The sequence below is a fragment of the Nesterenkonia xinjiangensis genome (assembly GCF_013410745.1).
GTDB lineage: Bacteria > Actinomycetota > Actinomycetes > Actinomycetales > Micrococcaceae > Nesterenkonia > Nesterenkonia xinjiangensis.
Genome location: NZ_JACCFY010000001.1, coordinates 337,697 through 351,410 on the forward strand (window position 1 = coordinate 337,697; position 13,714 = coordinate 351,410).

Genomic DNA, 13,714 nt, shown 5'->3' on the forward strand with positions numbered 1-13,714 from the left:
GTACGTTCGTAAACAGCACCGAGTGACCCTGATCACACCTCTGCAGCTGCCCTCGGGAGGCACCCATGACACCACCGCCACGTGGCCTGCTCCACCGAGCCGGCCGGATCATGGACGGCCTGGAGATCAGCCTGGGCTCGGTCATGCTCCTGGCGATCTTCGTGCTCGTCCTCATCCAGGCCGCCCAACGTCACCTTCCCGGCGACAGCCTCCCCTGGACAGGAGAGGTCTCCCGATTCGCGCTGGCCTGGCTGACCTTCAGCGTGGTCGGAGTGCTGATCAGCCGCGGCGGCCACATCACTCTGGAAGTGGTGGACATCCTGCCCCTACCTCGCCTGGTCCGTACCGTCCAGGTGTTCGCTCTGATCATCGTGGCTGTGACGGCGGGGGCCTTCACCCTGGAGGCCTGGGCCCTCGTCCAGACCCAGGGCGCCCTGCGCTCCCCGGTGCTAGGCCTCTCCATGGCGCTGGTCTACGTGCCCGTCCTGCTGGGACTCACCAGCAGCACGGTGCGTGCCCTCATCGGGGCCGCCCGCATCGCCCTCCACGGCCCAGTCCGCTCCGAACTCGCCGAAGAGGTGGCCCGATGACCCTGCTGCTGCTCGCGCTCGCCATCGCGGTCCTGCTCACCCTGCGGGTCCCGGTCGCCTTCGCCTTCCTCGGCCCTTCCCTGGTGTACATGCTGGCCCACGGGCACTCTTCGGGCATGAGCCTGCGCCAGGTCTCCGACGCCGCCCAGAGCTTCCCGCTGCTGGCGGTCCCACTCTTCGTCTTCCTCGGCGCGCTGGCCAACCACGCCGGGATCGCGGACCAGCTGTTCCGCTTCGCCCTGGCTCTGCTGGCCCGCCTACGCGGCAACCTCGGCTACGTCACGGTGGGCGTGAGCGTGGGCTTCTCCTGGATGAGCGGCTCCGCCGTGGCCGACGCCGCTGCCCTCGGCAAGGTCCAGATCCCGGCGATGCTGCGCAACGGCTACAGCCGCCGCTTCGCCACCGGGATCTCGGCGACCTCCTCCCTCATCGCGCCGGTCATGCCGCCGAGCATCCCTGCGGTGATCTTCGCCGGGCTGGCCGCCGCCTCGACGGGGGCGCTGTTCGCCGCCGCCGTCGTCCCTGCCCTCGCCGTGGCTCTCGGCCTGCTCGTCGTCGTCTTCCTCCTGGTGCGCCGCGAACCAGGGGTCAGCCGTGGGGAGTTCGACGCCCGCGAGCTGCTGGCCTCCACCCGCGGGGTGCTGCTGCCGGCGCTGACCCCGGTCATCATCCTGGGCGGGATCCTCGGCGGATGGTTCACCCCCACCGAGGCGGCCTCGGTGGCCGTCGCCTACGTCCTGCTCATCGCCCTGGTCCAGCGTTCGCTGTCCTGGTCCGGGTTCCTGACCGCCGTGCGCGAGACCGTGGTGACCACGGCCGGCATCATGCTGATCGTCGCCTCCGCCGCGCTGCTGGGACACATCCTGGCCCGCGAACGGCTGCCGCAGCTGATGACCGAGCTGCTGTTCGGCATCACTGAGGAACCGGTCCTCTTCCTGCTGCTCATCGCGGGCCTGATGCTGGTGCTGGGCACCGTCATCGACGCCACCGCCGTGCTCGTGCTGACAGTGCCGGTGCTGCTGCCGATCGCCCTCCAGTACGGCGTCGATCCGATCGTCCTCGGTGTGGTCATCATCCTCTCGCTGATGATCGGGCTCCTCACTCCCCCGGTGGGCACCGTCCTGTTCGTGACGGCGGCGGTCTCCGAGACTCGGGTGGGTGAGGTCTTCCGGGGCGCGCTGCCGTTCATGATCCCAGCCGTGGTGGTCACGGTGCTGGTGATCCTCTTCCCCGAAGCCGTGCTGTTGATCCCGGAGGTGCTGGGCCTGTGACCGAAGCGAACGACCGTGCCGTGCTGATCGGTCTGATCGGCCATGGGGTGGGGCCGTCCCTGACGCCCCGCATGCATGAGCTGGAGGGCGCCCGCCATGGACTCCGGCACATCTACCGGACCGTGGAGCTGTCCGAGACCGAAGACCCTGCCGCCGAGCTGGAGCGTCTGCTGACGGCCGCCGAGACCTTCGGCTTCGACGGGCTGAACCTCACCCATCCGGTCAAGCAGACGGCGATTCCCCTTCTCGACGAGCTCTCTGACCCTGCCCTCCGGGTCGAGGCTGTCAACACCGTCGTCTGGCGGCAGGGACGGCGCGTGGGCCACAACACCGACGTCTCCGGGTTCGCCGCGTCCCTCGAGGACGCGATCGGCCCTCAGCCCCGGGGGCGGGTCGTGCTGCTGGGAGCAGGCGGGGCCGGCTCCGCAGCGGCCCACGCCCTCGCATCAGCTGGACTGGACCGGCTGACCGTCGTCGACGTCGACCGTCGCCGGGCCGAAGAGGTCGCCGGGGCTGTGGCCCAGCACCATGAGGTGAACAGTGCCGCGGCCACGCCGCATGAGCTGCCGACATTGCTTCCCGAGGCGAACGGGCTGGTCAATGCCACACCCATCGGCATGGCCCACCATCCGGGCTCCCCGGTGCCGCGCCACCATCTGCATCCGGGGCTCTGGGTGTGCGACGTCATCTACCGGCCAGTGGACACCCCGCTGCTGCTCGAGGCCCGCTCCCTCGGCTGCCGGACCGTCAGCGGTCTCGGCATGGCCATGCACCAGGCCGCCGAGGCCTTCGAGATCTTCACCGGCGAACCCGCCGACCGGAAGGCGATGCTCAGCGATCTGCAGGGTCTCGTCGCCGCCGAACAGAAGCTGTCCCCCACTCCCCGTTGAAAGGTCACACCATGACACGCACGACGAAGCTACCCACTCTGCTCACGCTGGCGACGGTGCCGGCACTGGCCCTGGTGGCCTGCGGAGACGGCGGAGACGGCGGCGACGCCTCCGACGGTTCGGTCTCGCTGACGCTGGCCCACAGCTACAACGACGACCAGCCCCAGGCGCGCTGCGGCGCCGATCTCATCAAGGACGAGGTGGAGGCCGCCGACGTCGGGCTCGAGATCGAGATCTTCGGATCCAGCCAGCTCGGAGGCGACGCCGATCGTATCGCCTCCGTCGCGTCGGGGGACATCGACATCGACATCCAGGGCGCCTCCGCCCTGGGCGCGGTCCACGAGCCGATCAGCATCCTGGACGCCGCCTATGTGTTCGACGACGCGGAGCACCTCGCCACCTTCATGGACAGCCCAGAGGGCGCCGGGGTGATCGAGGACTTCGCCGACGCGGCGGACATCCACACGCTGGGGGCATGGTCGGCGGGAGCACGGCACTTCACCGCCGACGAGCCCATCCGGAGCCCGGAGGACCTCTCAGGCCTGCGCGTCCGCTTTCCCGGCTCGCCCCAGTACCTGATGAACGCCCGGGCGCTGGGCGCTGATGCCACCGAGGTCGCCTACGAGGAGCTGTACCTGTCCCTCCAGCAGGGCGCCGTCGACGGTCAGGAGAACCCGATCACGAACATCGACTCGGAGAACCTCGCGGAGGTCCAGGACTACCTGAGCCTCTCCTCCCATCAGCTGAACACGAACCTGATCATCATGTCGGACCGGTGGAACGAGGTCTCCGAGGAGCAGCAGGAGGCGCTGACCGCAGCGGTCGAGTCGGCCGTCGACGCGGTGACCGAGTGCGTCGCAGAAGATGAGGAGGCGACCCTCGAGCAGTGGCGCTCCGGTGACGACTGGGAGGTCATCGACGACGTCGACGTCGAGGCCTTCCAGGGCCAGGCGTTGGAGTACCTCGGCGACTCCCTCGAGGACGACTCGCTCGAAGTGTTCGAGGCGATCCGCTCGACCAGCGAGTGACCCACACGCCGGCTGGCCGCAGCCGGGTCAGGGACCGCTGTTCTGGTACTGTCGCGGATCGAGAGGGAGGTTCCATTGGACGAGACGCCTATCCGCCAGCGGGACGCGGTCCGCACCCGCGCAGAGCTGCTCGACGTGGCCACCGAGGTCTTCGCCGACTCCGGCTACTCCGGGGCTCGCATCGATGAGATCGCCCGCCGCACCCGCACCACCAAGCGGATGATCTACTACTACTTCGGCGGCAAGGAGCAGCTTTATCTGGCTGTGCTGGAGAAGGCGTACCGCGGCATCCGAGAGAAGGAGCAGACGCTTCAGGTGCAGGATCTGGATCCCGCCGAGTCCTTGCGTCGGCTGGCCGAGCTGACCTACGACCACCACCTGGAGAACACCGAGTTCATCCGGCTGGTCGCCATCGAGAACATCCACCGCGGCCGGTTCATCCGACAGATCGACTCCTTGCGTGACCTGGGAAAGCCCGCCCTGGGCCTGCTGGAGGAGGTCCTCGTCCGCGGACGGGAGGACGGCACGTTCCGCGCGGACGTCGACGCCGTCGACGTCCACCTGCTGATCAGCTCCTACTGCGTGTTCCAGGTGGCCAACCGCTACACCTTCGGCCACCTGTTCGATTTGGACCTGGACGCCGCCGAGAACCGTGACCGCCTGCGCCGGGTGATCGGCGACGTGGTCGTCGCCTGGCTCACCGCCGCTGCGCGCACCGCCGAGTGACCTGCCCACCGGATCTGCTGGACATGCGACGGCGGCGCCGTCCCTCTGCTCGCTGTGGAGAGAGGGACGGCGCCGCCGTCGTGTCTGCGCCCGTCAGGCGTGGCCGTCGAAGAGCGAGGTCACCGAACCGTCAGCGAAGACCTCCTTGATGGCGCGCGCCAGGGTCGGAGCGATCGAGAGCACAGTGAGCTGCTCGAAACGCTTCTCGTCCGGGATCGGCAAGGTGTTGGTCACCACGACCTCCCGGGCACCGCAGGCGGCGAGCCGTTCGGCGGCCGGCTCGGAGAACACCGCGTGCGTCGCGGCGATGATGACGTCCTTGGCTCCAGCATCCTTGAGCACCTTCACGGCACCGGAGATGGTGCCGCCGGTGTCGATCATGTCGTCGATCAGCACGCAGGTGCGGCCCTCGATCTCACCGACGACCTGCTTGGAGACAGCCTTGTTCGGCATCGTGAGGTCGCGGGACTTGTGCACGAAGGCCAGCGGGGCGCCGCCGAGACGTTCGGCCCACTGCTCGGCCACCCGCACCCGTCCGGTGTCGGGCGAGACCACGGTGACCTCGTCGTCGGCGACCTGCTCTCGGATGTAGTCGGCCAGCAGCGGCACTGCGAAGAGATGGTCCACCGGGCCGTCGAAGAAGCCCTGGATCTGCGCAGTGTGCAGGTCCACGCTCATGATGCGGTCAGCACCGGCGGTCTTGTAGAGGTCGGCCACCAGGCGGGCCGAGATCGGCTCGCGGCCGCGGCCCTTTTTGTCCTGCCGAGCGTAGGGATAGAACGGGGACACCACGGTGATCCGCTTGGCAGAGGCACGCTTCATGGAGTCGACCATGATCAGCTGCTCCATCAGCCAGTTGTTCAAGGGGTAGGGGTGGGACTGGAGCAGGAACACGTCCTTGCCGCGCACCGATTCGGAGGAGCGCACGTAGAGCTCGCCGTTGGCGAAGTCGTAGGCGCTCATCGGAAGGAGCTCGGTGCCGAGCTCGGCGGCGATCTCCTCAGCCAACTCCGGGTGGGCCCGCCCTGAGGCGACCACCAGAGTCTTTTCGCCGCTCAGCCTGATCTCATCCATGCTGGTCTTCCTTCTCTCCGGTTCCCTGGGCTGTCACTGCTTCTCGGAGTCTGTGTGCCGCTCGGCGCGGTCCGGTCCCGTGGCGTCGCCGGCCTGGGCGGCGGCCTGGGCGGCCGCGGATCCGGGGCGCCGGGTCTCCACCCAGCCGTCGGCGTTGCGCTGCGGGGCCACGGAGAGGGCCAGCGCACCAGCGGGGACGTCCTTGCGCACCACCGCACCGGCGCCCGTGTAGGCGCCGTCGCCGACCTCCACCGGTGCCACGAAGACCGTGTTGGATGCGGTGCGCACGTGGCTGCCGATGACGGTGCGGTGCTTGTTCTCACCGTCGTAGTTGGCGGTGATGTTGCCGCAGCCGATGTTGGTGTGCTCACCGATGGTGGCGTCTCCGGCGTAACCCAGGTGCGAGAGCTTCGAGCCGCGGCCGATGGTGACGTTCTTCGTTTCGTAGAACGCACCGATCTTGCCGTCGGAGCCCAGCTGAGTGCCCGGACGCAGGTAGGTGAAGGGGCCGACGGTGGCGCCGTCGCCGATCTGCGCACCGGACCCGTGGGTGCGGGTCACCGTGGCGCCCTCGCCGACGCGGACGTCGGTGAGGGTGGTGTCCGGGCCCACGACGGCGTCGCGGCCGAGGTGAGTGGCACCGTGCAGCTGGGTGCCGGGCAGCACGGTGGTGTCCTCCTCCAACGTCACGGTGGCATCGATCCAGGTGCTCGCAGGGTCCACCACTGTCGTGCCGGCACGCATGGCGGCCGCGACGGTGCGACGGTTGAGCTCAGCACTCAGGGCCTGCAGCTGCACACGGTCGTTGGCACCTTCGACCTGCCAGCGATCGTCCGTGACGACGGCGGCGACGCGGCCACCCTCGGCGCGAGCCAAGGCCAGCACGTCGGTGAGGTACTTCTCCCCCTGCACGTTCTCCGTGGTGACCTGGGTGAGCGCCCGGGTCAGCACTTCGGCGTCGAAGGCGTAGATCCCGGAGTTGATCTCGCGGATCGCCCGCTGGGCGGGGCTGGCGTCCTTATGCTCCACGATGCCGGTGACGGAGCCGTCATCGGCACGGATGATGCGGCCGTAGCCGGCGGCGTCGTCGAGGACCGCGGTGAGCACTGTGACGGCGTTGGCCTCGGACTCATGGGAGCGGACGAGTTCGGTCAGCATCTCCGTGGTCAGCAGTGGGACGTCACCGTAGGTCACCACGACGGTGCCGGTCAGCACAGAGGGGCCGCCCTGCGCGGCGGAGAGGGCCTCGAGCCCGCATTCGACGGCGCGGCCGGTGCCGGGCACCTCGTCCTGGTCAGCGATGATCGCGCCGGTCTTCAGCTGATCGATGTGCGCGGAGACCTTCTCTCGCTGATGGCGCACCACCGCGACGAGATGTTCGGGCTCGAGCCCAGCCGCCGCGGCGAGCGCGTGGCCGATCATGGAGCGACCGCCCATGCCATGCATGATCTTCGGGGTGCGCGACTTCATCCGGGTCCCCGCCCCAGCGGCCAGGACGATCACTGCGGTGGGACGGACATCGGGAGTGGGCACGAACAGAAGCTCCTTGACGCGGGAATCGGCGAACCCCTCAATCCTAACGGCGCACGGGCCGTGAGGGGCCGTTCCGCCCCTAGGACTCGAACCTAGACTGCACAGCTCCAAAGGCTGGCGTGCTGCCATTACACCAGGGCGGAGTGCGCGCCACGAAGCACGCGTGGTTCATCTTCGCATGAGTGCCGATCGAGTTCACATCTTGACTTCCCTATCGCAAACTTCTATATTTGCTTACGTGAATATCAGCGAAGATCCCTGCGATCTCTTCACAGACGGGAACAATCATGACACGCACCCCATGCGCCACCGGCGCCACCAGCATCGCTGGCATCGCCCTGCTCACGCTGACCGGATGCGTCGGCCTCGGCCCCGGCGAGAGCCAGGCGGGCCCATCGACCGACGCGACCCGTGGGGACGGGGTGCAGATCCCCGACGAACATGGCGCGGAGCTGGTCCATCCGCTCGAGGACCCGGAGATCTTCGCCGAGATGCGCACTGCGGCCGAGGACCTCGAAAGCCTGCGGATGGGCGCGACGATGACCTTCGAGCTGGACGCTCCCTGGCTCACCCAGGAGCAGCACCTCGAGATGACCGCCGAGGGCGCGGCCGACTTCAGCGAGGTCCACGTGACCGCCTCCCTGACGGAGCAGGGAGACCCAGTGGAAGACATTGAGGCCTACATCCAGGACGGCACGGGCGTCGAGAACATCGACGACCAGGGCTGGACGGACTCCCCCTCCAGCACGATCGACGAGGGGACCGACAGCACCTACGCGGCCGTCCTGGAGGCCGTCATCGCGATGGAGGACCTCCTGGAGGTCGACTACGACGACGATTCCTACACCCTGGAGTACGCCGGCAGCGATGCGGAGATCTTCGACTCGCTGGAGGACCCCTTCTCCCTGAACCTGGACGGCTATGAACCCGAAGAGACCGACATGACCGTCGAGGTCCTCCTCGATCCGCAGACGCTGTTGATGGAGGAGTTCGAGTTCACCCTGTACACCCAGGAGTCGCCGAACCCGATCAGCCTCGGCATGGAGATCAGCGTGGAGTACTCCATGTTCAACGAGGTTCCGCCGCTGGAGATCCCCGAGGACGTCCTCGAAGAGGCGTACGGGCCTCAGCACTGAGCACGGCCGGACCTCAGTCGCTCAGAAGAGATCCTTGTGGCGGGTGAAGTGCTCATGGGCTGGTCCGACCGGCCCGATGCCGTAGGTGTGCAGCACTTCAGCCAGAGCCGGAGCGGTGCTCTCCAACTGCTCGGCGGCCTCTTTGATCTGCTGCCCAGAGGCGACGGCGCGCAGCAGGTGGCGCATGCCGGCGACGACAGCGGCATCCCCGGCCTCGGCCGAGACCATCGAGGTGGTGCGGGTGAACCGCCCCGTGGAGGCCTTGATCCCTTCAAGCCGACCCGGCACCTCCTCCCGGGATACGGCCCCTTGGTCGAGCTGCTCCGCGAGCTCGTCGAGCGACTGCAGGCGCTGGAGCACGGCGGGATTGCCGATCTTCACGCGCTGGGCGCTGTTGAGCTGCGACAGCATCGGCGCGGACATTCCGAGGATGCCAGCAAGTTCGGACTGATTCATGCCGAAGGCCTGCTTGACCCGCCCGAAGATCTCCGAGAGCTGCTCGCCGTACGCGGCCCGCTGGGCCTCGATGTTCTCTTCCACGCTCATGGACGCCTCTTCTCCGCCAGTCGCCATCATTCACTCACGCGAAGTCTACTCGCCATGATCCCCCGGCGCGATGCCCCCGTCAGGGCAGGCCAGACAGGACCTGAGGCCCCATCGGCCCGACCCCATGCCATCCTGATCCCACCTCTCAACTTTGCTTTAGCGACTCCCTAGCGTTGCTTGTGAAAATACGTGACTCCTCGAGGAGCACATCATGGACACCCGAGCATGGCGCACCGCACTCCCCTGGCCCACGCATGGGAGAGGGCCGCCCGCGAGCACTGGGGCAAGGTCCCGCAGCCGGAGACCGGCGCGCAGTACGTCGATGCGTTGACCCACCAGACGCTGCATGACCGGATCCCGCGTCAGGTGGGGAACTGCTCGATCCATGTCGGGCTCACCACCCATGATCCGGACGGCGTCTCCGACTGGATCCAGGTGGAGCTGGGGACCTGGTGCGGCGATCGCGGCGCCGGGGAGACTACGACCGGCTTCCATTTCTCCACGCTGGACGTCCTGGGCACCGCACAGGCCTCCGCCTACCGGGACCCGGCGCTCGCCGAAGGCAAGGATCCCTGTGGGGAGGACGACGAGCTGATCCTCTCCGTGGAGCCCTTCGGAGATCCGGAGGACGCCGAGACGGTGGGTCCACCCTTCGAACTGACGATCCATGAGGAGCCGGAGGCCCAGGACTCCGATCTCCTGCCCCTGAGGTCGAGCGGGAGGGGTCGGGCTGGACGGACATGGGACGCGATGCCGGGGGCGCGCAGGACGTCCTCGGCGGAATGGGGCGAGCACCCGCAGGCGGGCCGACCGGCCCGACGACGGCGCGACCCCGAGCCTCCCCCATCGGCCCACCGTGGCCACCTTCGGTGAGGCCGGCCGGGGCGAGCCGGACGACGCATCCGACCCCGAGGAGCTGCGTCCCGGCCGGGACGAGCGGGAGGTGGATCGCGAGGAGGGCCCAGGAGCCGGTGACGAGACCTGAGGCCCTGCCTGGAAGCTGATCCCGCCGCGGCGGTCCCGATCCTGGAGCCCGAATCTCCGAACACGGGGCCGCCGTTCTGCAGCACCTGGGCGCAGTAGACTGCCGTCGAAGGATCCTGCCGGACATCTTTCAGCGCTCTTGATTTTGCTTCCGCAATTTTACTAGAATTGCAGACGTGAATTATCGCGGTGAGGCGTCAGGAGGACTCCATGGCAGGGCCGAGGCATCCACAGCAGCACACCGTCGAAGAGGCCAGGGAGATGACCATCAGAACCCCCCTGCGGACCATCACCGCCATGGGCGGCGCCCTGCTGCTGATGCTCCTCACCGGACCCGATGCGGGCGCCGTCGAACCGGCCCCGGACGATGTGCGTCCAGTGCTCCAGGGCGAGGAGATCAGCGGCGGCGGAAATCTGGGGGACGCCGTGGAGCTCAGCTCCGGCACCCAGTACCTGGACGAGTTCTCCGCCGGGACCCTCCACTACCGGATCCCCCGGGAGGTCGACCACTCCACCATCCACATCGGAGTGACCACGCTGGGCCAGGACGGCGAAGGGGACTCCGTCCGCGTGGAGACAGGCACGTGGGAGGGTGACCTCTGCTCCTCCGACACGATCTCCAGCAGCGCCGCAGGCTTCCGGGATCACCTGCGCACCACGCATGTTGCCGCCGGCCCGCCGCTGGACGGCGGGGCCGACGGTGCCTGCGGGAGCTCCGAGGAGATCGTGCTGACCATCGAGCTGACCATGGACCCGGAGGACTCGCGCAGCGTCGGGCAGCCCGTGGAGATCCTCGTCCACGAGGAGCCGCGCCCGGTGCGGCTCGGGACCCTTCCCCCATCCGACGAGGACTTCGACGGCGGGGAATGGCAGGACATCGGGCGCAACGTGGCCGGCGCCCTGGAGGTCACGCCCAGCCGATCCTTCGGCGGAGCTCCCGAGCTGGAGCCCGGAAGCACCTATGACGTCACGATCCACCCCGGGGAGACCCAGATCTTCCGCGTGCCCTTGGACTGGGGACAGCGCCTGCAGGCAGAGGCCTACTTCCCGGAGCCGGACGAGGCGCTCGCCGATCAGCTGAGCGGAATGGGCTCGGTCGCGCTGATGGCCGCCAATCCCCTGCGGGCCGGGCTGGATCATGATTCCGGAGCCCCGAGCATGAGTTCCTCGAGCCAGCACCGCGTCAGCACCGGGCCGATCCGCTGGTTCAACCGCGAGTCCTCCCACGCCATGCTCGCCGGCGATCATTTCCTGGTGGTCACCGCCGACCAGCATGACTCCGGTGCGGACATCTCGATGCTGTACCGACTCACCCTGGACACCTTCGGGGAGGCCGGCGACGGCGCCCCGGAGTACCCAGAGGGTCACGAAGACGCCTGGCCGGTCTTCGAAGGGGGCGAGGTGACCGCCGATCGATCGGGGGCGGATGCGCTCTCCAGGATCAGCGCACTGGGCGACAGCTCCGCCGTGGTGGCCGCCCTGGCCACCGTCGGACTGCTGCTGCTGGGCACCGGGATCGTCGTGCTGGTGCGGGTGATCGGTGATCCTCGCCCGCTGCCCGAGAGCGCACCGCAGACTGTCGTGCCGCATTCTCCTGGTCCACATCCTCCTGGACCGAAGCCTCCTGGACCGCAGCCTCCCCGCGGGCAGAACCCCTCTGCCGGGCCTCCCCCTCAGGCGGGCGGCCCAGCGCCCTGGGGGCACGGTGCGCAGCACCGCTGAGGTCTCACGTCAGCACTATCCAGACGGTCGCGATCAGCACCAGAAGGCCCAGCAGGATCAGCCCTAGCGCGATCCCGAGCCCGCGGACTCTGCCCTGAACGGAGAACCGCCCACGTGGCGGATCCTGCGGTGGCGGATCCTGCCGTGGCGGATCCTGCCGTGGCGGATCCTGCCGTGGCGGATCCTGCCGTGGCGACGTCGGCCGGGCCATCGGCTGCGCCGCAGACAGGACGGGAGCATGGGGGGCGGGGCGCGTCGGTGCCTCCCGGCGGCCCGGCATCGCGGTGGAGACCACGGCGGGAGTCGGGGCGCCGGAAGGCGTTGCCGCCCCCGCGGGTGAGCCGGCGCCGCGCCCGTCCACAGGTCCGCGCGCGGACCAGCCTGCCGGGAACTCCGGGACGTGGTCGAAGACCTCCACCTCCCCGAGGATGCCCTCCATCGGCACCTGGTCGGCGCACAGCTGGGACTCGGCGAGCGCCCGGCGGGCGGCCGCCGCTTCCTGGGTGCGGGCCGTCAAGCTCGGCGCCGCCAGGCGTGTGACGACGTCGACCAGCTGCGGCGGCAGCGAGTGAGGGAGCTCGGCCTGAGCGAGCGCCTCGACGGCGTCGGTGTCCTGATCCGGGCGCAGCCCGACGAGCATCTCCACCGCGCACATGCCCGCCGAGTAGAGATCAGCGCGCGGATCTGGATCCCAGCCCCGACGCAGGCATTCCGGGGCGAGATAACCGGGGGTGCCCAACGCATAAGGGCCCTGGGTGAGCCGCGGCTCATCGATTCCGGCGGCGATCCCGAAGTCCCCCAGCCACAGCTGCGGGCGCTGACGACCGGTGGCGTCGAGGAGCAGGTTGGCGGGCTTGACGTCGCGGTGGACGAGCCCTTCGGCGTGGATGGCCCCCAGAGCGGCCAGCAGCTGGTCCAGCAGCAGGGCGACCAGCCGGGGCGGCAGCGGTCCGAAGTCCCCCACCAGGGTGGAGACGGAGCCGCCGCGGATGATCGGCAGGGTGAAGAGGACCTTGTCGTCCTCGCCGGCCCATCCGGTGGGGGCCAGCACATGCGGGTGGTCCAGGCGCAGGCTCTGCTCACGGATGAAGCGCAGCAGAGAGGTGGCGTCCACCTGCCGCAGCACCTTGGCCGCGCAGTAGGCCTGCTGGCGGTGGTCCCAGGCGCGCCACACCGTGCCGACGCCGCCTTCTCCCAGCGGGTCGACGAGTTCATAGCGTCCGGCGAAGACATCCCCCATCAGTGGCCAGTGTAGCGACAGCCCGGGTCAGAGCCCGGGCTCTGACCCGGGAAGCGCCCAGCGGAGCGGGTTGGAGTTCCACGAGTTGCCCACCGAGAGCAGAATCCGTCCGGAGATGTAGCGGTCGGTGGACCATTCCAGCACCCGTCCGGCCGGGTCCCGGGAGACCCGCCGGTGCATCAGCAGGGCTGTGCCGCGGGAGATCCCCAGCATGGTCGCGTCCCGGGCCTTGGCGCCTTCGGCGCCGAACATGTGCTCGGCATGGCTGAAGTGGACCTGGTGGCGATCCGCCAACACTGCGGTGACCGACGGGGTCTCCGGGGGCAGGGCCTCGACGATCTCGCCGAGCCATTCGGGATAGTGGGTTCGCTCGAGCATGACCGTCTCCCCGTCGAGAGAGCGGAGGCGGGTCACAGCGAGCACCCGCTGCCCGACCCGGGCCTGCAGCAGCGCCTCGTCCATCTCTGAGGCGATCTGCCAGCGGTTCTCCATGACCTGCCCGCCGGGCTCCCGGCCGTGCCCGCGGGCCCACTGGGCGAAGCTGTGGAACTCCCCGAAGCTGGACTGCGGGCGAGGCACCCGGACCACGGTCTTCGGTCGCCCACGGGTGCCGTCCACCGTGCCCTCGGAGACCAGTTCCTTGAGCGCGACGCGCACTGTGCCCGGCGAGACGCCGAATCGCTCGCTCAGGGCACGCTCGGAGGGCAGGGAGTCCCCCACGCCGAGCACTCCGGCGCGGATCTCCTCGCGCAGCGCCTCGGCGATGCTGGTGAAGGCGAAGCCTGTCATCCGCCGCCCCTTCCTCGGTGTCGTCCCCGTCTGGCCCCAGCGTCTGCCGGGAACGGTGCTGGTCAGTGTAGGCGCCGTCGCCGCGCGCATCCCGGAGCCGCACCGGCGACGTCTTGGCAAGGCCACGACTGGCCCGGCCAAGGCGTCGCCGAACGTTCATCCGGCATGCACCTTACCTCCCCTCT

Annotated in this window: 14 protein-coding genes and 1 tRNA gene; 9 read left to right on the forward strand and 6 right to left on the reverse strand. The window is 69.0% G+C overall.

Annotation, left to right across the window (positions count from 1 at the left end):
• Positions 1–65 precede the first annotated feature (65 nt).
• The 5 genes from HNR09_RS01655 to HNR09_RS01675 all read left to right on the forward strand — a co-directional run bounded on the left by HNR09_RS01655 (position 66) and on the right by HNR09_RS01675 (position 4,505).
• Complete coding sequence (locus HNR09_RS01655; protein ID WP_179540467.1) at positions 66–590, forward strand: TRAP transporter small permease; 525 nt, start codon at positions 66–68, stop codon at positions 588–590.
• On the forward strand, positions 587–1,861 hold the full coding sequence (locus tag HNR09_RS01660) for a TRAP transporter large permease (protein ID WP_179540468.1): 1,275 nt from the start codon (positions 587–589) through the stop codon (positions 1,859–1,861). The genes HNR09_RS01655 and HNR09_RS01660 overlap by 4 nt, the downstream gene beginning before the upstream one ends.
• Entirely contained in the window at positions 1,858–2,751 is an 894-nt protein-coding gene (locus tag HNR09_RS01665; RefSeq protein ID WP_179540469.1) for a shikimate dehydrogenase, read from the forward strand. Before HNR09_RS01660 ends, HNR09_RS01665 begins: the two co-directional genes overlap by 4 nt.
• Positions 2,752–2,762: 11 nt before the next feature.
• Complete coding sequence (locus HNR09_RS01670) at positions 2,763–3,779, forward strand: DctP family TRAP transporter solute-binding subunit (RefSeq protein ID WP_179540470.1); 1,017 nt, start codon at positions 2,763–2,765, stop codon at positions 3,777–3,779.
• A gap of 75 nt (positions 3,780–3,854) precedes the next feature.
• Positions 3,855–4,505: a TetR/AcrR family transcriptional regulator gene (locus HNR09_RS01675; RefSeq protein ID WP_179540471.1), complete on the forward strand. Its 651-nt coding sequence runs from the start codon at positions 3,855–3,857 to the stop codon at positions 4,503–4,505.
• A 93-nt stretch (positions 4,506–4,598) separates the two neighbouring features.
• Here HNR09_RS01675 and HNR09_RS01680 read toward each other — a convergent pair whose 3' ends face one another.
• From HNR09_RS01680 to HNR09_RS01690, 3 genes are all read right to left on the reverse strand, one after another.
• A complete protein-coding gene (locus HNR09_RS01680; protein WP_179540472.1) occupies positions 4,599–5,579 on the reverse strand; it encodes a ribose-phosphate diphosphokinase in 981 nt (326 codons plus the stop codon).
• A 33-nt stretch (positions 5,580–5,612) separates the two neighbouring features.
• Positions 5,613–7,112 (reverse strand): bifunctional UDP-N-acetylglucosamine diphosphorylase/glucosamine-1-phosphate N-acetyltransferase GlmU, encoded by a 1,500-nt coding sequence (glmU, locus tag HNR09_RS01685; RefSeq protein ID WP_179540473.1) that lies wholly within the window; start codon positions 7,110–7,112, stop codon positions 5,613–5,615.
• Between the two features lie 71 nt (positions 7,113–7,183).
• Positions 7,184–7,255 (reverse strand) — tRNA-Gln (locus HNR09_RS01690).
• Between the two features lie 144 nt (positions 7,256–7,399).
• Here HNR09_RS01690 and HNR09_RS01695 point away from each other — a divergent pair.
• Positions 7,400–8,248 (forward strand): DUF6612 family protein, encoded by an 849-nt coding sequence (locus tag HNR09_RS01695; protein WP_179540474.1) that lies wholly within the window; start codon positions 7,400–7,402, stop codon positions 8,246–8,248.
• A gap of 21 nt (positions 8,249–8,269) precedes the next feature.
• Here the strand turns inward: HNR09_RS01695 and HNR09_RS01700 are convergent, their stop codons facing one another.
• Entirely contained in the window at positions 8,270–8,794 is a 525-nt protein-coding gene (locus HNR09_RS01700) for a DNA-binding protein (RefSeq protein WP_179540475.1), read from the reverse strand.
• 225 nt (positions 8,795–9,019) lie between these two features.
• Between HNR09_RS01700 and HNR09_RS01705 the strand changes: the two genes are divergently transcribed.
• From HNR09_RS01705 to HNR09_RS01710, 3 genes are all read left to right on the forward strand, one after another.
• Positions 9,020–9,667 (forward strand): hypothetical protein, encoded by a 648-nt coding sequence (locus tag HNR09_RS01705; RefSeq protein ID WP_179540476.1) that lies wholly within the window; start codon positions 9,020–9,022, stop codon positions 9,665–9,667.
• Positions 9,651–9,779: a hypothetical protein gene (locus tag HNR09_RS16305; RefSeq protein ID WP_281366333.1), complete on the forward strand. Its 129-nt coding sequence runs from the start codon at positions 9,651–9,653 to the stop codon at positions 9,777–9,779. The genes HNR09_RS01705 and HNR09_RS16305 overlap by 17 nt, the downstream gene beginning before the upstream one ends.
• Before the next feature lie 260 nt (positions 9,780–10,039).
• Entirely contained in the window at positions 10,040–11,500 is a 1,461-nt protein-coding gene (locus HNR09_RS01710; RefSeq protein ID WP_179540477.1) for a hypothetical protein, read from the forward strand.
• A 4-nt stretch (positions 11,501–11,504) separates the two neighbouring features.
• Here the strand turns inward: HNR09_RS01710 and HNR09_RS15920 are convergent, their stop codons facing one another.
• Positions 11,505–12,740, reverse strand: coding sequence for a serine/threonine-protein kinase (locus HNR09_RS15920; RefSeq protein WP_218881859.1), 1,236 nt, complete (start codon positions 12,738–12,740; stop codon positions 11,505–11,507).
• A gap of 27 nt (positions 12,741–12,767) precedes the next feature.
• Positions 12,768–13,529 (reverse strand): GntR family transcriptional regulator, encoded by a 762-nt coding sequence (locus tag HNR09_RS01720; RefSeq protein WP_179540478.1) that lies wholly within the window; start codon positions 13,527–13,529, stop codon positions 12,768–12,770.
• Positions 13,530–13,714 lie beyond the last annotated feature (185 nt).

Coding starts and splice junctions, on each gene's coding strand:
- HNR09_RS01655 (WP_179540467.1), top strand. CDS start 66: ATGACACCACCGCCACGTGGCCTGCTCCACCGAGCCGGCCGGATCATG.
- HNR09_RS01660 (WP_179540468.1), top strand. CDS start 587: ATGACCCTGCTGCTGCTCGCGCTCGCCATCGCGGTCCTGCTCACCCTG.
- HNR09_RS01670 (WP_179540470.1), top strand. CDS start 2,763: ATGACACGCACGACGAAGCTACCCACTCTGCTCACGCTGGCGACGGTG.
- HNR09_RS01680 (WP_179540472.1), bottom strand. CDS start 5,579: ATGGATGAGATCAGGCTGAGCGGCGAAAAGACTCTGGTGGTCGCCTCA.
- HNR09_RS01695 (WP_179540474.1), top strand. CDS start 7,400: ATGACACGCACCCCATGCGCCACCGGCGCCACCAGCATCGCTGGCATC.
- HNR09_RS01700 (WP_179540475.1), bottom strand. CDS start 8,794: ATGAGCGTGGAAGAGAACATCGAGGCCCAGCGGGCCGCGTACGGCGAG.
- HNR09_RS01705 (WP_179540476.1), top strand. CDS start 9,020: ATGGCGCACCGCACTCCCCTGGCCCACGCATGGGAGAGGGCCGCCCGC.
- HNR09_RS01710 (WP_179540477.1), top strand. CDS start 10,040: ATGACCATCAGAACCCCCCTGCGGACCATCACCGCCATGGGCGGCGCC.
- HNR09_RS15920 (WP_218881859.1), bottom strand. CDS start 12,740: ATGGGGGATGTCTTCGCCGGACGCTATGAACTCGTCGACCCGCTGGGA.
- HNR09_RS01720 (WP_179540478.1), bottom strand. CDS start 13,529: ATGACAGGCTTCGCCTTCACCAGCATCGCCGAGGCGCTGCGCGAGGAG.